Genomic DNA, 26,115 nt, shown 5'->3' on the forward strand with positions numbered 1-26,115 from the left:
TTGGGTATTTCACAGAGATCGTCCCTACTATCGTGTTTGCGTCCGCATGCATACATGCGCGCCCACACAGCGACCGGAGTGACCATCGATGAGCAACGGCGGATCGAATCAGCCACGCCCCACCCGTAACGAGCAGCGCGAAGCCGCGCGCGAGAAGGCGCGGGAGCTCCGCGAGGAGCAGAAGAAGCGAGAGCGACGCAACAAGTGGCTCATCCAGGGCGGCGTCATCGTCGCGGTGCTCGCGATCGCAGCGCTCATCGGCGGTCTGATCTTCAACAACATCAAGCCCGACGGCCCCGGCCCCGCCAACATGGCGAGTGACGGCATCCTGCTCACTGGCGTCGACGGCGTGATCACGCCGACTGAGACCCCGGCGCTGGCCGCGGACGAGGCGCCCACCCCCACGGTGCCCGACGACAGCGGCACCGTGGCGAACATCGTCACCTACATCGACTACCTGTGCCCGTTCTGCGGCCAGTTCGAGACGACGAACGCCGACTCCATCCGCACGATGGTCGAGTCCGGCGCGGCGACGCTCGAGGTGCATCCGATCGCCCTGCTGACCAACAAGTCCGCCGGCACCCAGTACTCGCTGCGCGCGGCGAACGCGGCGGCCTGCGTGGCGAACACCTCGCCCGAGTCGTTCTTCGACTTCAACGCGCTGCTGTTCGAGAACCAGCCCGAAGAGACCTCCGTCGGCCTCGACAATGCCGAGATCAAGTCGCTCGCCAAGAAGGCGGGCGTGAGCTCGCTGTCGACGATCGAGCAGTGCATCGACGATGTCCAGTTCAAGAAGTGGGTGCAGGATGCCACGACGCGCGCCCTGACCGAACCGGTGCCGAACTCCGACCTCGAGGCGATCAAGGGCACCCCGACGGTGCTCGTGAACGGCAAGCAGTACGAGGGCTCGCTGACCGACCCGGCCGAGTTCCAGTCGTTCGTGCTGCAGGCGACCGGCGAGACCTTCTCGGAATCGAACTCGACCCCGTCGCCGACGCCCACCCCGGCGCCGTAACCCGCGAGATCGCTGCGAAGGCCCGGCCGTGCGCCGGGCCTTGTGCGTTCGGGGGCCGCGTCGTCTGCCGTCTCACCGGTCGACGATCGGTAGGATGTCCGAGAGGCATCGCCCTCGCCGGCTTGGCGCAATTGGTAGCGCACCGCTCTTGTAAAGCGGGGGTTGTGGGTTCGAGTCCCATAGCCGGCTCTTGACTCAGCACGCAGCTCCTCAGCCGCCACCGGCGGACCCCGCAGCACACCACCACCACGTCGAGACGTCGCGCATGCCGCTGTGGATCGCGCTCGTGCTCGCGCTGCTGTTCGGCGCGGGCACTGCGCTGCAGTCGCGCGTCAACGGCCAGCTCGCGGTGGCGCTCGACGACCCGTACGTCGCCGCGACGATCTCGTTCGGGAGCGGACTCCTGATCCTGTTGGTCGTGCTCACGATGTGGAAGCCGGGTCGGGCCGGGCTCGCGAAGGTCGGCGGGGCGTTGCGCGGCCGGGCACTCCCATGGTGGATGGTGCTCGGCGGTCTCGCCGGCGCCTGGTTCGTGACGACGCAGGGGCTCTCGGCCGGAGTCATCGGCGTCGCCCTGTTCACGATCGCGATCGTCGCGGGCCAGACCGTGGGCGGCATCGTGTTCGACGTCGTCGGGCTCGGCCCCGGCGGCCGGCGGCCGCTCAGCGCGACCCGCGTGATCGGCGCCGTGCTCGCCCTCGTCGCGATCGGCTGGGCGGTGTCGGCGCAGCTCGCGGGCGATGCCCCGATCCTGCTCATGGTGCTCCCGTTCATCGCCGGCATCGGTGCGTCGTGGCAGCAGGCGGTGAACGGCCGCGTGAAGGTCGTCGCCGAGAGCGCACTCACCGCGACCGTGATCAACTTCCTGGTCGGAACGACGGCGCTCGTCGTGGTCATGCTCGTGCACGCGGCATCCGCCGGCTGGCCCGATGCCCTGCCCGCCGAGCCCTGGCTCTACGTGGGCGGCGCGCTCGGATGCATCTTCATCGCCGGGCAGGCGATGCTGGTGCGCCGGCTCGGCGTGCTGCTGCTCGCCCTGTGCGGTGTGGCCGGGCAGCTCGTCGCGGCCCTCGCCCTCGACCTGCTGCTGCCCACCGCCGACCGGCCGGTCGGCATCGCGACGATCGGGGGTACCGTGCTCGCGCTCATCGCCGTGGGCGTCGCCTCGATCCGCTGGGGCCGGCGCAAGCACGCACTGCCCGTCGAGGTCACGCCAGGGAGCTGAACCTCGTCGCGGCGCCGATCTCGGGGCCGCGACCGGGCCGCGCGCCCGCGGGCACGCCGCCGACGTACAGCCAGCCGAGCAGGCGCTCGCCGTCGGCGAGTCCGTGCATCTCGGCGACGAGCGGATGCCGCGTGTGCGGCCCCGAGCGCCACATGACGCCCCACCCGGCGTCGTCGAGCAGCAGGCTCAGCTGGTGGGCGACGCCCGCGGCGGCAGCCTCCTGCTCCCACGCGGGCACCTTGAAGTGCACGGTCGTGGTCGCGACGATCGCGAGCAGCAGGGGTGCGCGCAGCGGCTTGGCCGCGAGGCGGGCGCCGTGCTCGCCGTCCAGACCCGCAGCCGCGGCGAGTGCATCACCCAGTCGGTTCCGCGCCTCGCCGCGCAGCGCGATGAACCGCCACGGGCGCAGCGAGGCATGGTCGGCGATCCGGCCGGCCGCTTCGAGCAGGTCCACGATCTCCGTGTCGTCGGGCGCGGCTTCCGTGACCTTGGGGGCCGAGCGCCGAGCGAGCATCGCCTCGCGGACGGATGCCGACACTCAGGCCTCGGCCGAGAAGTCGAGGGCGATCGAGTTCATGCAGTAGCGGTCGCCGGTGGGCGTGCCGAAGCCGTCGGGGAAGACGTGGCCCAGGTGCGATCCGCAGCTCGCGCAGCGCACCTCGGTGCGCACCATGCCGAGCGAGGAGTCCTCGATGAGCTCGACGGCCTCTGGCCGCACGGACTCGTAGAAGCTCGGCCAACCGCAGCCCGAGTCGAACTTGGTGCCGCTCTGGAAGAGCTCGGCGCCGCAGGCGGCACAGGAGTAGACGCCGGCGCGCTCCTCGTCGAGCAGCTCGCCCGTCCACGGGCGCTCGGTCGCGGCCTCGCGGAGCACCGCGTACTGCTCGGTGCCGAGCTCGGCGCGCCACTCGTCGTCGGTCTTGTCCACGTTGTACGCCATGAAGGGTCCTCCCAGTGCTCGCGTCGGTGCCCTCCATGGTCGCAGGTTCGCCTGTGGGTTCCGACACCGGGTGCAACGCCGTGCCGTGCTCCGGTGTTCCGTGCGGGCGATCGCCGGCTCTGCACGCCGGCGATACACGCCGTCGGTGCACGGCTCCCGCAGAGGCGCCGGTGTCTAAGATGACGTTCAGGCGGTGCATCCGGCTCGCCTCGACGGGAGGTCCGATGAGCGCCGAGCGCCTGCCGCACCGCCCCGCCGAAGCGCACCTCGACGAGCGCGACACCCGGGTGCTCGCCTTCGAGTCGCGCGCGTGGCAGCACCCCGGCGCGAAGGCTGAGGCGATCCGAGACGAATTCGGCATCTCCGCCGCCCGCTACTATCGGATCCTCGGCGAGCTCATCGATTCACCGGCGGCGCTGAGGCACGACCCGATGCTGGTCAAGCGACTGCAGCGGATGCGTGCGGCTCGTGCGGCGGCGCGAACGCGTCGTTCGCTCTCGATCGGCCGACCGCTCGACTGAGCTCGGCCCCGACAGACGACTGGACCCATGGCGCAGAAGTTCCCCCGCGATCGCTTCGACTCGATCCCGCATGGCATCGACCGTGTCGGTGCGCACCGCGCCCCGGCGCGCAGGGGCGCCGGATGGATCACCTTCGGCTGGGCGGCACTGGCGACGGTGGTGCTCGCCGCGGTCGGCATCGGCGGCGTCATGGTCCTCAACGACCGGCTGAACTTCGGCGACGCTCCGGTCGCGAGCCCGAGCGCGACGCCGGTCGTCACCGCCGAGCCCGTGATCGCCCCCGACATCCCCGTGCTCGTGCTGAACGGCACGGCGACGGCCGGACTGGCGGCGAAGGCGGCGGAGACGCTCACGGCGAACGGCGTCCCGGTGGCGTCGACGGCGAACGCGAGCGATGAGACGCTCACCGAGACCGTCGTCTACTACGCGACCCCCGAGCTCGAGGGTGCTGCTCGCGGCGTCGCGCAGTTCCTGCCCGAGGCCGACGTGCGGATGTCCGAGCAGTTCGCCGCGACCGGCAACCAGCTCGTCGTCGTGCTCGGCTCCGACTACGCCACGGCCACGGCGGGTTGATCGACGCGCGGATCCGGTCGGGCGCGACCTGAATCGTTGCCATTCCGATATCCGCTCCGCTCCGCAGACCCTTGTGCAGGAACGCCCTGTCGTGAGTATCTGGTTTCGGCCGCTCTCCAGCGCAAGCGCACGGTGCCGTCCCTGGCACCCTGCACGCGAGGGCGCGGTCCGGCACGGGCCACGGGCGGGTGCTGATCGGACACGGCAACATGGGAGCAACGCATGGCGAACGGAACCGTCAAGTGGTTCAACGCTGAAAAGGGCTACGGATTCATCACCGTCGATGAGGGGGGTCAGGACGTCTTCGTCCACTACTCCGCCATCGACATGTCGGGGTACAAGGTCCTCGAGGAGGGGCAGCAGGTCGTCTTCGAGGTCGGCACCGGTTCGAAGGGACCGCAGGCCGAAGGCGTCCGCCCGGCCTGATCTCGATTCGCGGGGCGCGCCGCCGATCCGGCGGCGTGCTCCCGCGTCTCCGACGAGCGGCGGGTCTACGATGACCGCATGGCAGCGCAGGCCGGCTCGGCTCCGCGACGGCGGGGAGCGCGCACCACAGCGCTCGTCGCAGCTGCACTGCTGCTGGCGGGCTGCCAGTCGCCGCCCCGAGCCGATCCGGCGCCGACCGAGGTCGTGGTCAGGCCGTCGTCCGATTCCGCGGCCTCCACGGTGTCGTTCGCTCCGCTGCGCGGAACGCCTGCAGACGCGGCAGCGCTCGCGCATCCCTCGCTCGCGGTCAAGATCGACAACCACGAAGAGGCGCGCCCGCAGATCGCACTGAATCGCACCGACATCGTCTTCGAGGAGCTCGTCGAGGGCGGGCTCACCCGCTACGTCGCGATCTGGCATTCGGATGTCCCCGACGAGGTCGGCCCCGTGCGATCGATCCGCCCCATGGATCCCGACATCGCCTCGCCCTTCGGCGGCATCATCGCCTACTCGGGCGGCCAGGACCAGTTCGTCGCGATGATGATGGCGACGCCGCTCCTGAACATCGTGTTCGACTACGACGAGACCGGGCTCTTCTTCCGCGCCGACGAGCGGCCGGGACCGCACGACGTGATCCTCGAATCCGCTGAGGCGGTCTCCCGCAATGCCGCGCTCGCGCCGCCGCCCGTGCAGTTCGCGTACGGCACGGCCGATCCGCTCGCGGCTCCGGCGCTCGCCGCGGTGCCGACGTCGCGCGTCGACCTCGTCTTCTCCGAGGGCAGGTTCCCCGCCTGGGAATGGGATGCCGCGGCATCCGTCTGGTTGCGTTCGCAGGAGGGATCGCCCGACACGGAGGCGTCCGGAGAGCGGGTGCGAGCGACGAACATCGTGACCATGCGCGTCGCGATCGACTGGCGCTACGGCGAGGTGCCGAAGACCGTGATGATCGGGTCGGGCGAGGCCTGGGTCTCCGCCGGAGGGCGAACGGCTCACGGCACATGGACGAAGGATGCCGCGGGGGCGCCGATCATCCTCACCGCCGACGACGGTTCACCGCTGCGGCTGGCTCCCGGCAATACGTGGGTCGAGCTCGTGCCGAGCGAGGGTTCCGCGACCTTCACGCCCTGAGCGGACAGCCTCGGGCTCGCTTGCACTCGTGGCGGTCGAGTGCCAGAATCGTTTTAGCACTCACTCGTTTTGAGTGCTAACCCAACGAATCTTTGAAGACGTCCGGGAAAGGACGAGAGAAACACATGGCAAAGATCATTGCTTTCAACGAGGAGGCCCGTCGTGGCCTCGAGCGTGGCCTGAACACGCTCGCCGACGCGGTGAAGGTGACCCTCGGCCCGCGCGGACGCAACGTCGTGCTCGAGAAGAAGTGGGGCGCACCCACGATCACGAACGACGGTGTGTCGATCGCCAAGGAGATCGAACTCGACGACCCGTACGAGAAGATCGGTGCCGAGCTCGTCAAGGAGGTCGCCAAGAAGACCGACGACGTCGCCGGTGACGGCACCACGACCTCGGTCGTGCTCGCCCAGGCGCTCGTGCGCGAGGGCCTCCGCAACGTCGCCGCAGGCGCCGACCCCATCTCGCTCAAGCGCGGCATCGAGAAGGCCGTCGCGGCCGTCGAGGCCGAGCTCCTCGCCAACGCGAAGGACGTCGAGACGAAGGAAGAGATCGCCGCCACGGCATCGATCTCCGCCGCCGACGAGCAGATCGGTGCGCTCATCGCCGAGGCGATCGACAAGGTCGGCAAGGAAGGCGTCGTCACCGTCGAGGAGTCGAACACGTTCGGCACCGAGCTCGAGCTGACCGAGGGCATGCGCTTCGACAAGGGCTACCTGTCGGCGTACTTCGTCACCGACCCCGAGCGCCAGGAAGCGGTCTTCGAAGACCCCTACATCCTGATCGTCAACGGCAAGGTCTCGAACATCAAGGACCTGCTGCCCATCGTCGACAAGGTCATCCAGACCGGCAAGCAGCTCCTCATCATCGCCGAGGACGTCGACGGCGAAGCCCTCGCGACGCTGATCGTCAACAAGATCCGCGGCATCTTCAAGTCGGTCGCCGTCAAGGCTCCCGGCTTCGGCGACCGTCGCAAGGCGCAGCTGCAGGACATCGCGACCCTCACCGGCGGCCAGGTCATCTCCGAGGAGGTCGGTCTCAAGCTCGAGAACGTCACCCTCGACCTGCTCGGTTCGGCTCGCAAGGTCATCATCACCAAGGACGAGACGACCATCGTCGAGGGTGGCGGCGACGAGGAGGCCATCGCCGGCCGCGTCGCGCAGATCCGCAAGGAGATCGAGAACACCGACTCCGACTACGACCGCGAGAAGCTGCAGGAGCGCCTCGCCAAGCTCGCCGGCGGCGTCGCCGTCATCAAGGCGGGTGCGGCGACCGAGGTCGAGCTCAAGGAGCGCAAGCACCGCATCGAGGACGCCGTTCGCAACGCGAAGGCAGCCGTCGAAGAGGGCATCGTCGCCGGTGGTGGCGTGGCCCTCATCCAGGCCGGCAAGACCGCCTTCGAGAAGCTCGAGCTCACGGGCGACGAGGCGACCGGTGCGAACATCGTTCGCGTCGCGATCGACGCTCCGCTCAAGCAGATCGCCCTCAACGCCGGCCTCGAGCCGGGCGTCGTGGTCGACCGCGTGCGCAACCTCCCGGTCGGCCAGGGCCTCAACGCCGCGACCGGCGAGTACGTCGACATGCTCGCTGCCGGCATCAACGACCCGGTGAAGGTCACCCGCTCCGCGCTGCTGAACGCTGCGTCGATCGCGGGCCTGTTCCTCACCACCGAGGCCGTCGTCGCCGACAAGCCCGAGAAGAACGCGGCTCCGGCCGGCGACCCGACGGGCGGCATGGACTTCTAGTCCGCGCCTCGCGCAAGCACACGAAGGGCGTCTCCCTCACGGGAGGCGCCCTTCGTCGTGCCGGGAGCGTCGCCTCGCCCTTCCGCTCGCATTTCGGAAGTGTTAGCGTTCATCCGAACAACCGGACACCGTTGTCCGGTCGAAGGAGGAGCAATGACGCAATCCTGGGACCGCGAGGTCGACGTCCTGGTCGCCGGTAGCGGCGCGGCCGGCATGACCGCCGCCATCACCGCGGCCGATCGAGGGCTCTCCGCGCTGGTCGTCGAGAGCACCGACCGCTGGGGCGGCACCACGATGCGCAGCGGCGGCGGGCTGTGGATGCCGAACAACCCGATCATGCGCCGCACGGGCATCGCCGACTCCCGCGAGGAGGCACTGACCTACCTGGAATCCGCGATCGGCCCGAGCGAGTCCATCGGGCCCGCCAGCTCGCCCGAGCGACGCGCGGCGTTCGTCGACACGATCCCGGAGCTCGTCACGCGCCTCGAGCAGCTCGGCGTGCGCTGGGCCGTCGCGAAGGACTACCCCGACTACTACCCCGACCGGCCCGGCGGCAAGATCGGGCGCGGCATCGAGTCCAAGCCGTTCGACGCGAGAAGACTCGGCGACTGGCAGGCGACCTCGCGAACGGGCGACTCCATTCCCGCCCCCATGCAGACCGACGACGTGTGGCTGCTCATGCGCGCGTGGTCGTCGTTCTCCGGCTTCTTCCGCGGCGCGAGGTTCGTGTTCCGCACGCTCGGCGGCCTGATCACCGGCAAGAAGCTCTACGGCTTCGGCGGCGGGCTCATGCTGCAACTCGGCGCCATCGCGAAGCAGCAGGGCGTCGAGCTCCTCCTGAACAGCCCCCTCACCGAGCTCGTGAAGGACGAGCTCGGGCGCGTCGTCGGCGCCGTCGTCGCGACGCCCGGCGGCGTGCAGCGCATCCGAGCTCGCCGAGGCGTGATCCTCGGCGCCGGCGGGTTCGCCGCGAACACGGCCTGGCGGCAGAAGTACCACGGCATACCCGGGTACACCTCGGCGGCCGAGGGGGATCTCGGCACGGCCATCGAGGCCGGCATGGCCGCGGGCGCCGACGTCGCGCTCATGGACGACGCGTGGTGGGGCGCCTCGGTGCCGATCCCTGGAAAGCAGGCGCAGTTCGTGCTGAACGAGCGGTCCGACCCGTTCGGCTTCGTCGTCGACCAGTCGGGCCGCCGCTACCTCAACGAGTCCGAGAGCTACATCGATTTCGGCCACCACCTGCTCGAGCGCGACGCGGTCTCGCCCGCGAACCCGTCGTGGCTCGTCGTCGAGCGCCGGCACCGCCAGCGGTACATGTTCGGCGCGCTGCTGATGGGCGGCAAGGCGCTCGTCGAGCACGGCGTGGTCGTGAATGCCGACACGCTCGGCGAGCTCGCCGAGAAGATGGGCGTCGACCGTGCGACCTTCCTGTCGACGGTCGAGCGGTTCAACGGGTTCGCCCGCACGGGCGTCGACGCCGACTTCGGGCGGGGCCGCACCGCCTACGACCGCTACTACAGCGACCCGTGGGTGAAGCCGAACCCCAACCTCGGCGCGCTCGAGAAGGGCCCCTTCACCGCGGTGCAGCTCGTGCCGGGCGACCTCGGCACCAAGGGCGGGCTGCTCACCGACGAGCACGCCCGCGTCATCGACATCGACGGCCGCGTCGTCGAGGGACTCTACGCGGCGGGCAACACGACCGCCTCCGTCATGGGACGCACCTACCCCGGCCCGGGTTCGACGATCGGGCCGGCCGCCGTCTTCGGGTACCTCGCCGCGGTGCACGCGGCGTCTTCGCTCGTGGGAGGCGAGACCGCTGCCGGTGCCGACAGCGCCGACGAGGCGCGCACCGTGTAGCGTTCGTCCCGATCGGGACTTGCTTCGGGGCGGGTGCCCTCGACTACACTCGAACGAGTCGAATCGATTCGAGCCGCGCGACGGCCGAATCGCACCAGGCGGCGTCCCATCGGGGCGCCGCCTCCCCATCTCCCGGCGTCCGAGGGCGTGCGCCGCCGCATCCGAGCACGCCTGGAACACGCATGTCCTCCACCTCCTCCATCCCCGTCATCCGTCCCGACGACTACGTCCAGCCCTCGCATCCGGGCGACCGGCTGAGCAGCCGGCAGCGACTCGTCTACGTGCTCGTGCTCGGCGCCCTCACGGCGCTCGGGCCCTTCACGGTCGACCTCTACCTGCCCGCCTTCCCGGTGCTGCAGCAGGAGCTCGGCGTCTCGGCTTCGGCCGTGCAGCTGACCCTGACCGGCACGATGATCGGATTCGGTCTCGGCCAGCTCATCGTCGGCCCGTGGAGCGACAAGGTGGGTCGGCGCCTGCCGCTCATCCTCGCGACGGCGCTGCACATCGCGGCATCCCTCGCTGCCGCCTTCGCGCCCGACATCGTGTGGCTCTCGGTCTTCCGCCTGCTGCAGGGCTTCGGCGCCGCCGCCGGCGGCGTGGTCGCGATGGCCATGGTGCGCGACCTCTTCGGCGGCAAGCCGCTCGTGCGCATGCTCTCCCGACTCGCGCTCGTGAACGGGCTCGCGCCCGTGCTCGCCCCGGTCATCGGCTCGCAATTGCTCCAGGTCATGGACTGGCGCGGCATCTTCGTCGTGCTCGCGATCTACGGTGCGGTGGTCGTCGTGGCAGTGGCCTTCTTCATCGTCGAGACCCTGCCCCAGTCGCGCCGGCAGGTCTCGGGACACTCGACGCTCCGCGACCGCTACGCGGCGCTCTTCCGCGACCGCGTCTACCTCGGCGCCGCGATCATCGGCGGCATGACATTCACCGGCCTGTTCGGGTACCTCTCGACCTCCTCGTTCCTCTTCCAGGACCTCTACGCCTTCAATGCGCAGGAGTACGGGATGCTCTTCGCCGTGAACTCGGTCGGCGTCATCATCGGCGTGCAGACGAGCTCCCGACTCATGCGCGGCTCGGTGCAGCCGCAGTGGATCCTCGCGGGCACCACGGTCGTGCACCTCGCGATGGCGGCGACGATCATGGCGCTCGACGCGTCGGGCAGCGGCTTCTGGGGCACGGCGATCCCGCTGTGGTTCTACATCCTCGCGTGCGGTTTCGCCTTCCCCGCGGTGCAGGTGCTCGCGCTCGCGCACCACGGCGCGGAGGCCGGCACGGCGGCGTCGCTGCTGGGTGCCCTGAACTTCGGCCTCGCCGGCGTCATCTCGCCGCTCATCGGCCTCATGGGCGTCGGCAGCGCCGTGCCCATGGCGTTCGTGATGCTGCTCGCGGGCATCGTGGCGATCGCGGCGCTGTGGCTGCTCGTGCGCCCGAAGACCGTGCCGCCGCTGAGCGACTGAGCGCGCGGGGCATCCGAGCCGAATCGGTCGCCGGCATCACGCGGATGCCGCGGGCCCGACGGTAGCGTGAGGGCATGAGCCTCGAACCGGTGGAGACCTCGGGAACCCGGCCGCGGGTCGCGCGTCGGGTGCCGATCGTCGCCGGCGTGGTGTCACTCGTGCTCGCGAGCCTGCTCGGCGTGCTCGCCTTGACGGCGTCGGGCGAGAATCGCTTCGCCATCGACGAGGCGTGGGCGGAGTTCGTGGTGAGCACGCGTACCCCGTTCGGGGAGTGGTTCGCCTACGCCATGAACACGCTGGGCGGCGGATTCATCGGGGTGTTCGTGGTGCCGATCGGAGCGGCGATCGTGCTGCTCGTCGTGCGGCGACCTTGGGGTGCGCTGTACTTCATCGTGGCGTCGGCCGCGAGTGCCGGGATGGTGCAGGTGTTGAAGCACCTGTTCGGGCGTGCGCGGCCAGAGGACATGATCGTCACCTCCGACTTCGGATCGTTCCCCTCGGGCCATGTCGCGAACGCGGCGACGATCGCGGTCGTCGTCGGCGTGATCGTGCCACGCACCTGGGTGTGGGTGCTCGGCGCGGTCTACACCGTGCTGATGGCGTACAGCCGCACCTACCTCGGCGCCCACTGGCTGACCGACACCGTCGGCGGGGCACTCGCCGGGGCTGGCGTCGCGCTGCTGCTCTGGGCGCTGCTGGCGCTCCCGCTCGAACGCGAACGGCTCGCCTGGCCCGCTGGGCAGGCATCGAGATGACGCCTGTTGTCGGAATGCCGAGGCGGATTCCGACAAGATGCGTCGTCTCGACGGGAGTGCGGGCGTCGAGAGGTGCTCGCGTCGAGCAGGTGGCGCTCGCGACCGCGTCGCGGGGTCAGGCGGAGTGGTCGCCGCCCGCGAGCTGATCGAGGGTGTGCTCGAGCACCTCGCCGAGCAGCCCGAGTCCGTCGCGCACCCCGCCGGCGGAGCCGGGGAGGTTCACGACGAGCGTCGACCCCGACACGCCCGCCAGGCCGCGCGAGAGCAGGGCGGTCGGCGTGGTCGCCGCGCCGCGACGACGCAGCTCCTCCATGAAGCCCGGCAACTCGCGATCGAGCAGCGGAGCCGTGGCCTCGGGCGTGCCGTCGCTCGTGGAGACCCCGGTGCCGCCCGTCGTGACGATGACGGACGGGTGGCCGGCCAGCGCCCGCTGCAGCGCGTCGGCGACGGGCAGGCCGTCGGCGACGACCTCGGGGCCGACGATGTCGAAGCCGCGCTCGGCCAGCCACCCCGTGATGACCGGGCCGGTGCCATCGACCGCGACGCCCGCCGCGGCACGCGTCGACGCGACGATGACGACGGCGGTGCGCGGCATCCGCTCGGCCGGGGTCATTCGCGCGACCAGTCGCCGCTCTTGCCGCCGGCCTTCGCGAGCACCATCACGTCGGTGACGACCGCGCGGTTGTCGACGGCCTTGATCATGTCGTAGAGGGTCAGCGCGGAGACGGTCGCGGCGGTCAGCGCCTCCATCTCGACGCCGGTGACGCCCTTCGTGGTGACCGTCGCGACGATGCGCACACGATCGCCCTCGGGTGTGATGTCGACGTCGAGCTTCGTGAGCGGCAGCGGGTGGCAGAGGGGGATGAGCGTCGACGTCTGCTTGGCGGCCATGATGCCGGCGATGCGCGCGGTGCCGATCGCCTCGCCCTTCGGCAGGCTGCCGTCGGCGATGGCGTCGACCACGTCGATCCTCGTGACGAGCACGGCCTGCGCGCTCGCCGTGCGCCGGGTCACCGCCTTGTCGGTGACGTCGACCATGTGCGCGGAGCCGTCGCCGCGCAGATGGGTCAGGCGTGGTTCAGTCATCGATCCTCCAGACGTCGACGTGGGCGCCGGCCGGCAGGTCGCCGACACCCACGGGCAGGTGCACGAGCACGGTCGCGTTCGCGTAGGCGTGCAGCAGGTGCGAGCTCGGCGCTCCGACCTCGACGTCGCCGGCGCCGTCGAGCACCCCGCGACGCACCTGGTGCTTGTCGAGCGGCGAGGTCACGTCATGCGCGAGTCGAAGTCGCGCACGCGGCCGGTCGGGGGCGAGGCCGGCGAACGCCCGCAGCACGGGGCGCAGGAACAGCTCGAACGAGACGAGTGCGCTGACGGGGTTGCCGGGGAACGCGACGACGGGCACGGGGATGTCATCGCCGGTCGCCGGGAACCGGGCGAGCCCCAGACCCTGCGGCCCGCCGGGTTGCAGCGCGACCTTCGCGAACTCCACACCGAGCGGCGCGAGCGCCTCGCGCACGACCTCGAACGCGCCGGCACTGACACCTCCGGTGGTCACCACGAGATCGACGTGCCGGGCGGATGCCGCGAGCATCGAGGTGAGCGCCGCCGTGTCGTCGGGGGAGATGGCCTCGCGCACCCTCGCGCCGCTCTCGCGGAGGGCGGCCGCCAGCATCGTCGTGTTGGCGTCGTGGATCTGGCCCGAGTCGAGCGATGCATCCGGTGCCCGCAGCTCGTGCCCCGTCGAGACCAGCAGCACCGAGACCGGCCGGCGCACCGACACCGTCGTGACCCCGGCGGCGGCCAGGGCGCCGAGCTGGGCCGGGCCGAGGCGGATGCCGGCGGGCAGGAGACGCTCGCCACGGGCCACGTCGGTGCCGACGCCGCGCACGAAGGCGCCGGCCGGGGCGGGGCGGTCGAAGGCGACGACGGCCTCTGCCGCGGCGGTGCGCCGGTCGGCGCCGAGTTCGGGGAACCGGGGCGGGTCGGCGGCCTCGATCGGGACGACGGCGTCGGCGCCGAGGGGGATCGGGGCTCCGGTCATGACCGGGGTGGCGGTGCCGGGAGCGTGGTGCGCCACGTGGTCGCCCGCGGCGGTCACGGCACCGACCGGGAGCACGACGGGCGTGCCGGGGGCAGCGCCGACGAGATCGGCGGCGATCACGGCGTACCCGTCCATCTGGGAGTTCGCGAAGGCGGGCAGGTCGATCGGGGCGACGACGTCGAGCCCGAGCACGCGCCCGAGCGCCGCAGGCCCGCGACTGCCGTCATGCCCGGCCACCGTCACCCGCTCGAATCCTGCAGGCTCGCCGAGCGAGGCCCGGATCGGCGCGAGGAGTTCACGCACCGCGTGCTGGTGTTCGGCGAAGGTCCGCATCATGTGCCTCGGATCAGCCGCCCGCGAAGGGCGGCAGGATGTCGACCTGCGCGGCGACCGGGTGGTCGGCATCGCGTCGCACCGTGCCGTCGACGAGGAACGAGCCCGAGGCGAGCACCTTGGCCATCGCCGAGCCGTGGCGTTCGACGAGCAGTGCGCCGAGCGAGCCGAGCGTGGCGGGGTCGCTCACGTCGAGCCGTTCCTCGTCGCGACCGGCCGCCTCGGCGGCGGCGGCGAAGTACCGCACGGTCACGATCGTCATGCCCCGATGCTACCGGCAGCGGTGCCATGGCAGTCGGGCTGCTGCGCGCAGACCTCGGAGCCGGGACCGAGGTCTGCTGCGCTGCCGGCCACCGCGATCGGGCAGGGGTCGCGAGGCCTCGGCCGTGCATCGAGGCGCTGCGTACAATGGCGGGCATGCACCCGCTCGTCGAGCCCGGCCCGCCGCTCGCGGCCGAGCGCGTCGCGCGATTCAGCCGGCAGCTCATGCTCCCGGGCTTCGGCGAACTCGCCCAGCGGCGGCTCGCGGCGGCTCGCGTGCTCGTCGTGGGCGCCGGGGGACTCGGCAGCGCCGTGGTGCCCTCACTCGCCGGCGCGGGCGTCGGCACGATCGGCATCGTCGACGACGACGTCGTCGAACTCTCGAACCTGCATCGGCAGACGAGCCACGGCGTCGCCGACCTCGGCCGTGCGAAGGTCGACTCGCTCGCCGAGACGGTCGCCGCGATCGACCCCGAGTGCCGGGTCGTCCGCCACCGCCGCCGACTGACCGCCGCCGACATCCGCGACGTGCTCGCCGGCTACGACCTCGTCGTCGACGGCAGCGACAACTTCCCGACGCGCTACCTCGTCAACGACGCCGCATCGCTCGCGGGGGTGCCGCTCGTCTGGGGTGCGATCCTGCGCTTCCACGGCCAGGTCGGCACCGCGTGGCACGCGCACGGGCCGGGCTACCGTGACCTGTTCCCGGTGCCGCCCTCGCCCGACGAGGTGCTCTCGTGCGAGGCCGGCGGGGTGCTGCCGAGTCTCTGCACCACGGTCGGCGGGCTGATGGCGACCGAGGTCGTGAAGCTCATCACGGGCGTCGGCGAGCCGCTCATCGGCCGGGTCACCACCGTCGACGCACTCTCGGGGCGGTCGCGCGAGATCGCGTACTCGGCGATCGCCGACGCCCCCGAGATCACGGACCTCATCGACTACGAGGCGTTCTGCGGCCTGCGAACGGCCCAGCAGGCGACGGATGACGCGGCGCCCGCGCCCGCGCCGGCGGTGCCGGCCGTGACGGCGGCGGGCCTGCTCGAACGCCTTCGCGACGGCGCCGCGTTCACCCTGCTCGACGTGCGCGAACCTGAGGAGGCCGAGCGCGGGCGCATCCGCGACAGCGTGCTCGTGCCGCTCGCCGCCCTCGCCGGGGGCGCGGGTCCGACGCCGGGATCGGGTCCGGTCGTCGTCTACTGCGAGCACGACCTGCGTTCCCGGCGCGCAGCCCGGCTCCTCCGCGACCGCGGCGTCACCGAGGTGGAGTACCTCGCGGGCGGCATCGCGGGCTTCGCCGCCGTCGCCGGCGAACTCGTGCAGCGATGAGCCCGGAGATGAGCCCGGAGCACGAGGCATCCGTCGACCCTGAATCCGACCGCGTGAGGAACCCTGCCCGCATGAACGAACCCCTGGCCCTCGTCACGGCCGAGCCGATCGACGAGTCCGCCGTGCGCGCGGCGGTCGAAGCCGACGCGAGCGGTGCCCTCGTCGTGTTCCTCGGCATCGTGCGCGATCACGACGGCGGGCGTGGCGTGCTCGCCCTCGACTATCGCGCGCATCCCGAGGCGGAGCGGTTCCTGGCCGACTGCGTGCGCCAGGTCGCCGCGGAGACCGGCATCGCCGTGGCGGCCGTGCACCGGGTGGGGGAGCTCCGCATCGGCGACGTGGCGCTCTGCGCTGCGGCATCCGCTGCGCATCGTGCCGAGGCGTTCGACGCGTGCGAACGCCTCGTCGAACTCGTCAAGCAGCAGGTGCCGATCTGGAAGCGGCAGCACTTCGTCGACGGCGTCTCGGAGTGGGTCGGGCTCTGAGGCAGTGCCCGCGAACCGGTGAACCGCGGCCGGTCAGCCGCCGATGTAGGACATCTCGATCTTCGGCCGCGCGTCGCGCAGCTCGGGTGTGAGGCGGGCCCGGACCTCGGAATAGCGATCGTCGCGCGCACCCCAGATCGCAGCCATCGCGGCGGCGAGCCCCTCGTCGTCGACGCCGCCGCGCAGGAGCGCGCGCAGGTCGTGGCCCTCGGAGGCGAACAGACAGGTGAAGAGCCGGCCGTCGGTCGAGATGCGGGCGCGGTTGCAGGTGCCGCAGAAGGCCTTCGTGACGCTCGAGATCACGCCGATCTCGCCGCCGCCGTCGCGGTAGCGCCAGCGGGCCGCCGTCTCGCCGGGCACGAGGGCCCCCACTGGCTCGAGCGGCAGTTCGCGGCCGATGCGCTCGACGACCTCGGCCGAGGGCACGACCTCGTCGAGGCTCCAGCCGTTCGAGGTGCCGACGTCCATGTACTCGATGAATCGCAGGCTGAACGGGGTGCCGTGGAAGTGGCGGGCCATCGGCAGCACCTCGTGGTCGTTCACGCCGCGCTTGACGACCATGTTGACCTTGATCGGGCCGAGGCCTGCTGCGCGGGCGGCCTCCATGCCGTCGAGCACCCTGGCGATCGGGAAGCCGACGTCGTTCATCGCGCGGAACACGTCGTCGTCGAGGGAGTCGAGCGAGACGGTGACGCGGGTGAGACCGGCGGCCTTCAACGCGTCGGCCTTCACCGCGAGCGCGGCGCCGTTGGTGGTGAGCGCGATCTCGAGCGGGCGGCCGTCGGGTGTACGGAGTTCGGCGAGACGTGCGATGAGCTCCTCGATGCCGCGTCGGAGCAGCGGCTCGCCGCCCGTGAGCCGGAGCTTTTCGACCCCGTGCGCCGCGGCGACGCGAGCCAGGCGGGTGATCTCGTCGAAGTCGAGCATCTCTTCACGCTCGAGGAAGGCGTAGTCGCGCCCGAACACCGTCTTCGGCATGCAGTACACGCAGCGGAAGTTGCAGCGATCGGTGACCGAGATGCGGAGGTCGCGGAGCGGCCGGTCGAGGCGATCGGCGAGCCGACCCGTCGCGGGCAGGCGCCGCGCCCCGATGCCCGAACCGCCGTTGGAACGGGGCGGATCGACCGATGATCTCGACGTCACGGGAGCACCCCCTGTTCGTGGCGTCTACCGTAACACCGAGGCGGGCAGCGCCCGCACCGACACCTCCGCTGCAGGAATCGTGAAGTCGAGCCGCGCGCCCGTCGTGAGGTCGAGTGAGACCGCCGCGGCCGACGGCACGTCCACGACGAGATCGGGCAGTTCGGCGATGCCGATGCGTACACCTCCGGGCACGGGGCGCAACTGGGCGACGGTGCCGGTCCAGCGATTGACGGCGGATGCCGCGGGCGCGCGATGGTCCGCGGGCGCCGCGTGCACCGCGCCGGGGCTGAAGACGGCGGATGCCGCGGAGCCGACCGGCGGGTCCGTGTCGCCGGTGCCGGTGCCTGGGGCGGAGCCCCGGAGACGGAAGAGCGGAACGCCCTGGCCGTGGGCCGAGGGAGTCGCCGGAACCACGACGCAGCCCTCGTCGTCGACGGAGCCGACGACGAGGTTCACCCCCGCGAGCGCGGCGGCGAACGGCGTCGTCGGATGCCCCAGCACCTCCGAGGTCGCCCCGTCGGCCGCGATGCGGCCCTCCTGGAGCACGACCGACCGTCGGGCGAGCACGATCGCATCGAGCGGGTCGTGGGTGACGAGCACGACCGGAATGCGAGCGGAGCCGGGAACGCCGGAGATCAGCTCGCGCATCTCGGCGGCGGCCTGCACGTCGAGCGCGGCGAACGGCTCGTCGAGCAGCAGCACCTCGGGTTCCGCGGCGAGCGTGCGCGCAAGAGCCACTCGCTGCTGCTGACCGCCCGAGAGCTGCCGCGGCCGCCGCAGGGCGAGTTCGGCGAGGCCGAACTGCTCGAGCCGTGCTCGCGCCGCCGCCCGCGCGGCATGGGTGCGCGCGCCGCGTGCTCGCGCCGCGAACGCGACGTTCTCGAGCACGCTCAGGTGCGGGAACAGCAGCGGTTGCTGCCCGAGCAGGCCGACTCGGCGCTGTTCGGGGGCGACGTCGTGCTGCGCCGAGCGGGGCCCGGCCCCGCGCCGCGTGAGTTCGCGTCCGCCGACGTGCACGCTGCCCGAGTCGGGCAGCACCGTGCCGGCGATCGCGTGGAGAAGTGTCGACTTGCCCGCGCCGTTCGGTCCGAGCACGGCGAGGATCTCACCCGGTGCCACCTCGATGCGGGCGCGCAGCTCGAACGCGCCGATCGATGCCGCGACATCGGCGACGAGGCCCGCGGACGTCGCGGAGACGGCGCCGCCCGCGCTGCCCCCGCCGCTCGCTCCACCGCTCATCGCGCGGTGTCCTCGCGCCAGCCGCGCATGACGAGCAGCACCGCGACCGCCACCACGATGAGCATGAGGGAGAGCGCGATCGCCGTGTCTTCGCTGACGCCCGCCCCGTTGAACGCCGTGTAGATCGCGAGCGGCATCGTGCGCGTCGTGCCGGCCGCGTTGCCGGCGAACAGCGCGGTCGCGCCGAACTCGCCGAGCGCTCGGGCGAAGCAGAGCACGGTGCCCGCGAGGAGCCCCGGGCCGATGAGCGGCAGGGTGATGCGGCGGAAGACGGTGAAGCGTCGGGCTCCGAGTCCCGCGGCGACGGACTCGAAGCCCGTGCCTGCGGTGCGCAGGGCGCCTTCGACCGAGATGACGAGGAACGGCAGCGCCACGAACGTCTGCGCGATCACGACCGCGGTCGTGGTGAACGGCACCCGCAGTCCGAATGCCTCGAGCGCGCCGCCGAACAGGCCGGTCCGGCCGAGCAGGGCGAGCAGGGCGATGCCGCCCACGAGCGGCGGCAGCACGAGCGGCAGCGTCGAGAGGGTGCGCAGCACCGCCGCGACCGGCCGGGAGCTGCGGGCGACGACGAACGCCAGCGGCACGCCGAGCACGACGCAGACCGCCGTCGCGATCGTCGCGGTGACGAGTGACAGGCCGAGGGCGTCGAGTGCGGCCGGCGAGGTCACCGCGGCGGGCACGCTCGCCCAGTCGAGCCGGAGGAGCAGGGCGGCGAGCGGCAGCACGAGCACCGCGACGGCGAGGCCCGCCGGCACGAGGATCCATGGCGGCAGGGACGCACGACGTGCGGCAGGGCCCGGCGCGCGAGCGACATCGCCGGCCGGGCCGGCGACGTTGCCGCGCCCGACCGGCTCCCTGCGGGCGAGGTCGGTCACGGCGGACCGAATCCGAAGGAGGCCAGCACCTCGGCGCCCTCCGCGGAGCGCACGAACCGGACGAACTCGCGTGCTGCCGACGGATTCGCGCCGTCGGCGAGCGCGGCGACCGGGTAGGTGTTGGTCGCGGCATCCGCACCGTCGATCCCGATGCCCTCGACCGCGCCGTCGGCGGCCTGCACGTCGGTCACGTAGACGAGGCCGGCATCGGCCTCACCCGAGCGGACCTTCGTGAGCACGGCGCTGACGTTCTGCTCCTCGCTGACGGGCGTCACGTCGACCCCGGCGCGATCGAACAGCGTCTGCGCTGCATGGCCGCACGGCACCTCCGGGGCGCAGAGCACGACGAGCGGGTGAGCGGATGCCGCCGCACCGAGGTCGTCGAGCGCGTCGATGCCGAACGGGTTGCCCGGTTGCACCGCGATCTCGAGCACGTTCGAGGCGAAGGTCTCGGGCTCTCCGTCGATGAGGCCGGCGTCGGCGACGGTCGCCATGGTGCGGTCGTCGGCCGAGGCGAAGACATCGGCGGCGGCGCCCTCGACGAGCTGGGTCGCGAGAGTCGACGATCCGTCGTAGGTGATCGGAGCGACGTCGAGACCCGGGTGCCGCGCTTCGAAGCGGGCGGCGAGTTCGTCGAACGCGCCGCTGAGGGAGGCGGCGGCGAAGATCGTGAGCCCGCCCCGAAGCTCCGAGGTCGTCGCGTCCGACGACCCGGTCGGATCGGCGGAGGGCGCGGTGCCCCCGCCGGCGCAACCGCCGAACGCGACGGCGAGGATCGCGGCCGACGCCGCGACGAGCACACGACGGGTCCGGGTCATCCGCGGAGGTCCGTCTCGGTCTCGACGACGACCATCGTCGCCTTGACGACCGCGACCCCTCTCGAGCCGACCTCGAGACGCAGCTCCCGTGCGGCCTCGGCCGACATGAGGGAGACGACCCGGTGCGGCCCGCACTGCAGCTCCACCTGGGCCATGAGGCCGTCGATCTCGACGCGGGTGACGAGACCGACGAACCGGTTGCGCGCGCTGCGGAGAACGCCGCTGCGATCTTCGGAGCCCGCAGCGATCTCGACGGCCCGGGCCGCGAGCTCGGCGCCGGGCACGACCTGGCGGCCCGCGGCATCCTTCTCGGCATGCAACAGGCCCTCGTGCACCCATCGGCGGATGGTGTCGTCACTCACTCCGACGAGCGAGGCCGCTTCGCTGATCCGATACTGCGTCATGAAATGGACAATACTTCCGCAGATGCGGAATGACAACGAGGTTCTGGCCGCAGAGGTGCTCGCGGAGGCGAGCAGGCCCGTGGATCCCGGAGATCCCGGCTGTTAGCCTCGAACCGCTCACGCGAGACAGCGAGGACTGCGCATGGACCGGTCGAACCACCCCCTGCCGGACCCGACCGGCTCCGAGACGGAGCGGATCGTGGCCGGCTACCTCGAGCGCGCCGTCGACCTCGCCACCGAGAACGTCCGCAGGAACGGCGGACCGTTCGGTGCCATCGTGGTCTCGGCCGACGGGCGGCTCTTCGAGGGCGTCAACCGGGTGACCGCGAACCTCGACCCCACCGCGCACGCCGAGGTCACGGCGATCCGGGCGGCGTGCCAGGGTCTCGGCACGTTCGACCTCAGCGGCGCCACGCTCTACTCGAGCTGCGAGCCGTGCCCGATGTGCCTCGCCTCTTCGCTGTGGGCACGCATCGACCGCGTCTACTTCGCCGCGGATCGCCATGACGCCGCGGAGGCCGGTTTCGACGATGCGGTCTTCTACCGCTACTTCGAAGACGGCGCCGAAGCGCGCACCGTGATGCCGGTCGCGAACCTCGATCTCGGTGATGCGCGGCGCATCGCTCCGTTCACCGAGTGGGGCCGCACCACCTCCCGCATCGACTACTGACGGCTGCCGGTGCGGCGGCGCGGCGGCGCGGCATCCGTCGTGGCCGCCCGGTCGGGTTGCTCGATGAGATGGAGGATGCGCGCGGCGACGCTCACCGCGATCGTGGCGGGCGCCTTTCCGGCGACCTCGGGGATGCCGATGGGCGTCTCCACCCGGTCGAGCGCCGCCTCGTCGTGATCGAGCTCGAGGAGCTGCGTGCGGAACCGGGCCCATTTCGAACGCGAACCGATGAGTCCGATCGAGCCGAGATCGGGACGACGCAGGGCCGTGTCGGTGATCGCGAGGTCTTCGACGTGGTCGTGCGTCATGATCAGCACGTGCGACCCCGGCGGCAGCAGCGACAACGCGGCCTCGGGCACGGGCTCGTGATGCAGGTGCACGGTGGCGACGGCATCGCCGAGGAGGCCCGTGGCGCCCGGCACTCCCAGCCGTGCCGGCGCGAGCATCTCGGCCCGGGAGTCGACGAGATGGAGCTCGAGCTCCTGACGGGCGAGGATGCGGGCGAGTTCGAGCCCGACGTGGCCGACGCCGAACACGGCGACGGATGGCACGACCCGCACGGGTTCCAGCAGCATGGTGACCTCTCCTCCGCAGCATTGGACGCCGTAGTCGGTCGTCGCCCGGTCGCTGAGCGTCAGCGTGAGCAGCTCCGGCTCCGCGGCGGCCGAGGCGAGCATCGCACGCGCACGGTCGGTTGCGGTCTGCTCCAGGTTGCCGCCGCCGACCGTGCCGAACACCGACTCGGTCGAGACGACCATCTTCGCCCCGCCGTTGCGTGGTGCGTGACCGCGCACCACGGCCATCGTGACGACCACGGCGGGGGTCCGTGCGTCGCGGAGTCGCTGCAGGGCCTCGAGCCAGTCCATGTCGCCGGACCTCGACTAGCCCTCGGTGGCCGCTGCGGGAACGAGCCCGGCGGTGTGGTCTGGCTTCTGCCGGGCAGCGCCGTCGACGGTGGCCGCCGCGCGCGCCGCCTCGATCGCCCAGAACACGGTCTCGGGCGTCGCCGGTGAGCCGAGTACCACGCTCCGGCCGACCGGGCCGAACGCGCCGACCGCCGCGCGGATCGCCTCACGGGCACTGAAGGCGAGCATCAACGGCGGTTCGCCGACGGCCTTCGAACCGTAGACCGCACCGTCTTCGCGGGCGTTCTCGAAGAGGCGCACGTGGAACTCCTCGGGCATCTCCGAGAAGCTCGGCAGCTTGTAGGTGCTCGCCGACTGGGTCAGCAGCCTGCCTCGGTGCGGGCCGTCGGATTCATCCCAGCGCAGCTCCTCGAGCGTGAGCCAGCCGACCCCCTGCACGTACCCGCCCTCGATCTGGCCGACGTCGAGCATCGGCGAGAGCGAGTCGCCGACGTCGTGCACGATGTCGACGCGGCGCACCCGCGGCGCCCCGGTGAAGCCGTCGACCTCGACCTCGGTGACGGCGGCGCCGTAGGCGAAGTACTTGAACGGCGAGCCCTGCATCTGATCGGGATTCCAGTGCAACCCCTCGGTGCGGTAGAAGCCGGCCGCCCAGAGCTGCACACGCTGCAGGTACGCGGCCTCCGCGACCTCCGCGAAGCTGAGGCGTTCGTCGAACCGGCCGAGCGCGGTGACGAACCCGCCCTCGAATCGCACATCGCGTTCGTCGGCGCCGAGGAGCCGGCCCGCGACGGTGGCCATGCGGTCGCGGATCTGCTCGCAGGCGTTCTTCACGGCGCCGCCGTTGAGGTCGGCGCTCGAGGAGGCGGCGGTCGCCGAGGTGTTCGGCACCTTGTCGGTGCGGGTCGGGGCGAGCCGCACCTGCTCGAGACGCAGGCCCAGCGCCGTCGCAGCGACCTGCAGCATCTTCGTGTGCAGGCCCTGCCCCATCTCGGTGCCGCCGTGGTTGATGAGCACCGAGCCGTCCTTGTAGACGTGCACGAGCGCCCCTGCTTGGTTGAACGCCGAGAAGTTGAACGAGATGCCGAACTTCACCGGAGTGACCGCGATCCCTCGCTTGGCGTCGGCGTTCGCCGCGTTGAACCCGGCGACCTCGCCACGGCGCCGCTCGAAGTCGCTCTCGTCGAGGAGCTGGGCCCAGATCGTCGGGAGCCGCTCGGCGTCCTTCACGAGCTGTCCGTACGGAGTGCGCTGGCCCGGCCGATAGAAGTTCTTCCGTCGGAGTTCGGCAGGATCGATGCCGAGCACCGGCGCGGCGCGGCCGAGGACGTCTTCGATGAGGAACATGCCCTGCGGCCCGCCGAAGCCACGGAACGCGGTCTGCGAGGTCTTGTTCGTCTTCGCGATGCGGCCGTGCACGTGCACGTTCGGGATCCAGTAGGCGTTGTCGATGTGGCAGAGCGCCCGGCCGAGCACGGGCTCCGAGAGGTCGAGGCTCCATCCGCCGTCGGCGGTGAGGGTGGCCTCGAGCGCCTGGATCAGGCCGTCGTCGGAGAACCCCGCCTTCCACGTGAGGTGGAACGGGTGGCGCTTGCCGGTCATCGTGATGTCCTGCGTGCGATTCAGGCGCAGGCGCACCGGTCGCCCGGTGAGCTTCGCGCCGAGCGCGGCCACGGCCGCGAGCCCGTGGGGCTGCATCTCCTTTCCGCCGAACCCCCCGCCCATGCGCAGGCATTGCACGGTGACCCGGTTCGACGGCACGTCGAGCACGTGGGCGACGATCTCCTGCGTCTCCGACGGGTGCTGCGTCGAGCACTGCACGAAGTACTGCCCCTCGGAGTCGAGGATCGCGAGCGAGGCCTGCGTCTCGATGGAGAAGTGCTCCTGCCCGCCGACCTCGCAGACGCCCTCGAAGACGTGGGCGGAGCCGGCCATCGCCGCCGATGCGTCGCCGCGGGCGACGGTGCGGGCGCTGCCCTGATACGACTCGGCGGCGATCGCCTCGACCACCGTGATGATCGACGGCAGGCGTTCGTACGAGACGCGCACGGCCTCGGCGCCGAGGCGCGCCGCCTCGGCCGTCTCGCCGAGCACCCAGACGAGGGCGTGGCCGGTGTACATCGCCTCGTCGGGGAAGAGCGGCTCGTCGTGCTTGACACCGGCGTCGTTGAGGCCTGGCACGTCGGCGGCCGTGAGCACGCGGACGACGCCGGCCACTTCGTAGGCGGGGGAGACGTCGACGCGCACGCGGGCGTGCGCCTCGGTGGACTGCACCGGCCAGGCGGTGAGCACGCCGGCCGTCTGCGCGGCGAGGTCGTCGGTGTACATCGCGGCGCCCGTCACATGCAGTGCCGCGCTCTCGTGCACGGCGCGGCGGCCGACCACGGGATCGGCCGGGCGGTCGGCGAGCGCGCTCACGCCGGCACCTCCCTCGACTCGGCGGGGGCGGTGCGGTAGAGCTTCACGAGCCCCATGCCGAGCATGAGCGAGCGGTACTCGCTCGAGGCCCGGTGATCGGAGATCGGGGTGCCCTCGGCCGCCAGCACCTTCGACGCGTCGCGCACGGTCTCGAGGTTCCACGGCCGGCCGACGAGCGCCGCCTCGGTGGCGAGTGCACGCAGCGGGGTGGCGGCCACGCCGCCGAGGCCGATGCGTGCCGAGATGACGACCCCGTCGTCGACGTCGAGCGCGAAGCCGAGGGCGACGCTCGAGATGTCGTCGAAGCGGCGCTTCGCGATCTTGTGGAACGCCGAGATGCCCGCGAGCGGCAGCGGGACGCGCACCGCGCGGATGATCTCGTCGGGTCGGCGCAGCGTCTGGCGGTAGCCGGTGAAGTAGTCGGCGAGCTCGACCTCGCGCTCCCCGGTGCTCGAGGCGAGCACGAGCCGTGCGCCGAGCGCGAGGAGCGCGGGAGGAGTGTCGCCGATGGGCGACCCCGTGCCGAGGTTGCCGCCGAACGTCGCACGGTTGCGGATGAGGCGGGACGCGAACTGCGGCACGAGCTGCGCGATGAGCGGAACGCGCCCGCCGAGCCGGCGTTCGACCTCGGACAGGGTCAACGCCGCGCCGATCTCGACCACGTCGTCGTCGACGGCGAGGGTGCGCAGCTCGTCGAGCTGGTCGATCGCGATGACGAGCTGCGGGCGCAGGCCCCGCAGGTTCACCTCGACACCGACATCCGTCGATCCGGCGACGAGGAGCGCTTCGGGTGCGTCGCCGAGCACGCCGAGCGCCTCGACGAGCGTCGCCGGGCGGATGAATCGTGCACCGCCGGTGCGGAGGTCCGTCGGCACGGCGACGGGAGCGGGCCGGGTCCGGCGCGCAGCCAACTCGTCATCGGCCGGCGGCGAGCCGAGCGAATACGCGGCGTCGCGGATGGGACGATAGCCGGTGCACCGACAGAGGTTGCCGCTCAGCGCGTGCAGGTCGAACCCGTTGGGGCCGTGCTCCGGCAGCGGCGTGCCGGCAGCGGCGGGCGCGCGATCGGAGCGGTAGTACTCGCCGGCCATGCTGCACACGAACCCGGGCGTGCAGTACCCGCACTGCGATCCGCCGGCCTCGGCGAGCGTCTCCTGCACCGGGTGCAGCGCGTCGGGGGAGCCGAGGCCCTCTGCGGTGACGATCTCCTGCCCGTTCAGGGCGGCGACGGGCACGAGGCAGGCGTTGACGGCCGTCCATGCGGTGCCGCCCCGCTCGTCGGGGGTCGCGAGCAGCATCGCGCAGGCGCCGCATTCGCCCTCGGCGCACCCCTCCTTGCCGCCCGACAGGCCGGCCTCGCGCAGCCAGTCGAGCGCGCTCGTGTGCGCAGCGACGGCGAGCAGCGGTTGTCGCCGACCGTTGACGGTCACGGCGATGTCATCCATGGTCGACCACCTCCACGGCGCTGCGCTGCGCCGATCACCGGGTCGCACCCAGCGGCTCGGTGGTCAGAGTCTACGCGTCGACCCCGGCGGATCCGGGGCTTCCGTGCCGTCTCATCACGTGGACATTGCGGCCGAGACGTCGA

Annotated in this window: 26 protein-coding genes, 1 tRNA gene and 1 pseudogene; 14 read left to right on the forward strand and 14 right to left on the reverse strand. The window is 71.7% G+C overall.

Features of this window, described 5'->3' with window-relative positions:
• Positions 1–88: 88 nt before the first annotated feature.
• The 3 genes from BUR99_RS00065 to BUR99_RS00075 all read left to right on the forward strand — a co-directional run bounded on the left by BUR99_RS00065 (position 89) and on the right by BUR99_RS00075 (position 2,240).
• Positions 89–1,015, forward strand: a complete 927-nt coding sequence (locus BUR99_RS00065) for a DsbA family protein (protein WP_074258389.1) — start codon at positions 89–91, stop codon at positions 1,013–1,015.
• 116 nt (positions 1,016–1,131) lie between these two features.
• Positions 1,132–1,204: transfer RNA gene (locus tag BUR99_RS00070), tRNA-Thr, on the forward strand.
• A 76-nt stretch (positions 1,205–1,280) separates the two neighbouring features.
• A complete protein-coding gene (locus BUR99_RS00075; RefSeq protein ID WP_074258390.1) occupies positions 1,281–2,240 on the forward strand; it encodes a DMT family transporter in 960 nt (319 codons plus the stop codon).
• On the opposite strand, the gene BUR99_RS00080 is transcribed toward BUR99_RS00075, so the two are convergent.
• Positions 2,224–2,778, reverse strand: coding sequence for a nitroreductase family protein (locus tag BUR99_RS00080; RefSeq protein WP_234980694.1), 555 nt, complete (start codon positions 2,776–2,778; stop codon positions 2,224–2,226). The genes BUR99_RS00075 and BUR99_RS00080 overlap by 17 nt on opposite strands.
• Complete coding sequence (gene msrB / locus BUR99_RS00085) at positions 2,779–3,180, reverse strand: peptide-methionine (R)-S-oxide reductase MsrB (protein WP_074258391.1); 402 nt, start codon at positions 3,178–3,180, stop codon at positions 2,779–2,781.
• Between the two features lie 224 nt (positions 3,181–3,404).
• Here msrB and BUR99_RS00090 point away from each other — a divergent pair, with 224 nt between their 5' ends.
• From BUR99_RS00090 to BUR99_RS00125, 8 genes are all read left to right on the forward strand, one after another.
• Complete coding sequence (locus tag BUR99_RS00090; protein ID WP_074258392.1) at positions 3,405–3,701, forward strand: DUF3263 domain-containing protein; 297 nt, start codon at positions 3,405–3,407, stop codon at positions 3,699–3,701.
• Positions 3,702–3,728: 27 nt separating this feature from the next.
• Positions 3,729–4,274, forward strand: a complete 546-nt coding sequence (locus tag BUR99_RS00095) for a LytR C-terminal domain-containing protein (RefSeq protein ID WP_074258393.1) — start codon at positions 3,729–3,731, stop codon at positions 4,272–4,274.
• A gap of 222 nt (positions 4,275–4,496) precedes the next feature.
• A complete protein-coding gene (locus BUR99_RS00100; RefSeq protein ID WP_056010420.1) occupies positions 4,497–4,700 on the forward strand; it encodes a cold-shock protein in 204 nt (67 codons plus the stop codon).
• Positions 4,701–4,778: 78 nt separating this feature from the next.
• Positions 4,779–5,828 carry a DUF3048 domain-containing protein gene (locus BUR99_RS00105; protein WP_084183474.1) on the forward strand — a complete coding sequence of 350 codons (1,050 nt, stop codon included), beginning with the start codon at positions 4,779–4,781 and terminating at the stop codon, positions 5,826–5,828.
• Positions 5,829–5,953: 125 nt separating this feature from the next.
• Entirely contained in the window at positions 5,954–7,573 is a 1,620-nt protein-coding gene (gene groL / locus BUR99_RS00110) for a chaperonin GroEL (RefSeq protein WP_074258394.1), read from the forward strand.
• A 153-nt stretch (positions 7,574–7,726) separates the two neighbouring features.
• A complete protein-coding gene (locus BUR99_RS00115) occupies positions 7,727–9,433 on the forward strand; it encodes an FAD-dependent oxidoreductase (RefSeq protein ID WP_074258395.1) in 1,707 nt (568 codons plus the stop codon).
• A 182-nt stretch (positions 9,434–9,615) separates the two neighbouring features.
• Entirely contained in the window at positions 9,616–10,890 is a 1,275-nt protein-coding gene (locus BUR99_RS00120; protein WP_074258396.1) for a multidrug effflux MFS transporter, read from the forward strand.
• A gap of 74 nt (positions 10,891–10,964) precedes the next feature.
• Entirely contained in the window at positions 10,965–11,645 is a 681-nt protein-coding gene (locus tag BUR99_RS00125; RefSeq protein ID WP_074258397.1) for a phosphatase PAP2 family protein, read from the forward strand.
• Between the two features lie 115 nt (positions 11,646–11,760).
• Here BUR99_RS00125 and BUR99_RS00130 read toward each other — a convergent pair whose 3' ends face one another.
• Genes BUR99_RS00130 through BUR99_RS00145 form a run of 4 tightly spaced genes read right to left on the reverse strand, consistent with a single transcriptional unit; the run spans position 11,761 to position 14,284 of the window.
• Positions 11,761–12,258 (reverse strand): MogA/MoaB family molybdenum cofactor biosynthesis protein, encoded by a 498-nt coding sequence (locus tag BUR99_RS00130; RefSeq protein ID WP_074258398.1) that lies wholly within the window; start codon positions 12,256–12,258, stop codon positions 11,761–11,763.
• Positions 12,255–12,731: a cyclic pyranopterin monophosphate synthase MoaC gene (gene moaC, locus BUR99_RS00135; protein ID WP_074258399.1), complete on the reverse strand. Its 477-nt coding sequence runs from the start codon at positions 12,729–12,731 to the stop codon at positions 12,255–12,257. Before moaC ends, BUR99_RS00130 begins: the two co-directional genes overlap by 4 nt.
• On the reverse strand, positions 12,724–14,025 hold the full coding sequence (locus BUR99_RS00140) for a molybdopterin molybdotransferase MoeA (RefSeq protein ID WP_074258400.1): 1,302 nt from the start codon (positions 14,023–14,025) through the stop codon (positions 12,724–12,726). Before BUR99_RS00140 ends, moaC begins: the two co-directional genes overlap by 8 nt.
• 10 nt (positions 14,026–14,035) lie before the next feature.
• The gene (locus BUR99_RS00145; protein WP_074258401.1) at positions 14,036–14,284 is read right to left on the reverse strand and encodes a MoaD/ThiS family protein; all 249 of its coding nucleotides are present in this window, start codon (positions 14,282–14,284) and stop codon (positions 14,036–14,038) included.
• A gap of 155 nt (positions 14,285–14,439) precedes the next feature.
• On the opposite strand from BUR99_RS00145, the gene BUR99_RS00150 reads away from it, so the two are divergent.
• Together BUR99_RS00150 and BUR99_RS00155 are read left to right on the forward strand one after the other, a co-directional pair.
• Entirely contained in the window at positions 14,440–15,606 is a 1,167-nt protein-coding gene (locus BUR99_RS00150) for a ThiF family adenylyltransferase (RefSeq protein ID WP_234980695.1), read from the forward strand.
• Positions 15,607–15,677: 71 nt separating this feature from the next.
• On the forward strand, positions 15,678–16,091 hold the full coding sequence (locus BUR99_RS00155) for a molybdenum cofactor biosynthesis protein MoaE (protein WP_074258403.1): 414 nt from the start codon (positions 15,678–15,680) through the stop codon (positions 16,089–16,091).
• Positions 16,092–16,124: 33 nt separating this feature from the next.
• Here BUR99_RS00155 and moaA read toward each other — a convergent pair whose 3' ends face one another.
• From moaA to BUR99_RS00180, 5 genes and pseudogenes are all read right to left on the reverse strand, one after another.
• Positions 16,125–17,234 carry a GTP 3',8-cyclase MoaA gene (gene moaA / locus BUR99_RS00160; protein ID WP_084183475.1) on the reverse strand — a complete coding sequence of 370 codons (1,110 nt, stop codon included), beginning with the start codon at positions 17,232–17,234 and terminating at the stop codon, positions 16,125–16,127.
• Positions 17,235–17,896: 662 nt separating this feature from the next.
• Positions 17,897–18,473: pseudogene (locus BUR99_RS20655) on the reverse strand (ATP-binding cassette domain-containing protein); the annotation flags it as partial.
• The gene (locus tag BUR99_RS00170; protein ID WP_074259361.1) at positions 18,470–19,249 is read right to left on the reverse strand and encodes an ABC transporter permease; all 780 of its coding nucleotides are present in this window, start codon (positions 19,247–19,249) and stop codon (positions 18,470–18,472) included. The gene BUR99_RS00170 and the pseudogene BUR99_RS20655, both read right to left, overlap by 4 nt.
• 98 nt (positions 19,250–19,347) lie before the next feature.
• Entirely contained in the window at positions 19,348–20,169 is an 822-nt protein-coding gene (gene modA, locus BUR99_RS00175; protein WP_074258404.1) for a molybdate ABC transporter substrate-binding protein, read from the reverse strand.
• Positions 20,166–20,573, reverse strand: a complete 408-nt coding sequence (locus BUR99_RS00180; RefSeq protein WP_074258405.1) for a TOBE domain-containing protein — start codon at positions 20,571–20,573, stop codon at positions 20,166–20,168. The genes modA and BUR99_RS00180 overlap by 4 nt, the downstream gene beginning before the upstream one ends.
• Before the next feature lie 142 nt (positions 20,574–20,715).
• Between BUR99_RS00180 and BUR99_RS00185 the strand changes: the two genes are divergently transcribed.
• Positions 20,716–21,243, forward strand: a complete 528-nt coding sequence (locus BUR99_RS00185) for a nucleoside deaminase (RefSeq protein ID WP_084183478.1) — start codon at positions 20,716–20,718, stop codon at positions 21,241–21,243.
• Here BUR99_RS00185 and xdhC read toward each other — a convergent pair.
• Genes xdhC through BUR99_RS00200 form a run of 3 tightly spaced genes read right to left on the reverse strand, consistent with a single transcriptional unit; the run spans position 21,237 to position 25,972 of the window.
• Positions 21,237–22,109: a xanthine dehydrogenase accessory protein XdhC gene (gene xdhC, locus BUR99_RS00190; protein WP_074258406.1), complete on the reverse strand. Its 873-nt coding sequence runs from the start codon at positions 22,107–22,109 to the stop codon at positions 21,237–21,239. The two genes, BUR99_RS00185 and xdhC, sit on opposite strands and share 7 nt — an antisense overlap.
• A gap of 15 nt (positions 22,110–22,124) precedes the next feature.
• Positions 22,125–24,527, reverse strand: a complete 2,403-nt coding sequence (xdhB, locus tag BUR99_RS00195; protein ID WP_074258407.1) for a xanthine dehydrogenase molybdopterin binding subunit — start codon at positions 24,525–24,527, stop codon at positions 22,125–22,127.
• On the reverse strand, positions 24,524–25,972 hold the full coding sequence (locus BUR99_RS00200; RefSeq protein WP_074258408.1) for a xanthine dehydrogenase small subunit: 1,449 nt from the start codon (positions 25,970–25,972) through the stop codon (positions 24,524–24,526). The genes xdhB and BUR99_RS00200 overlap by 4 nt, the downstream gene beginning before the upstream one ends.
• Positions 25,973–26,115 lie beyond the last annotated feature (143 nt).

It is taken from the genome of Agromyces cerinus subsp. cerinus (assembly GCF_900142065.1).
Lineage (GTDB): Bacteria > Actinomycetota > Actinomycetes > Actinomycetales > Microbacteriaceae > Agromyces > Agromyces cerinus.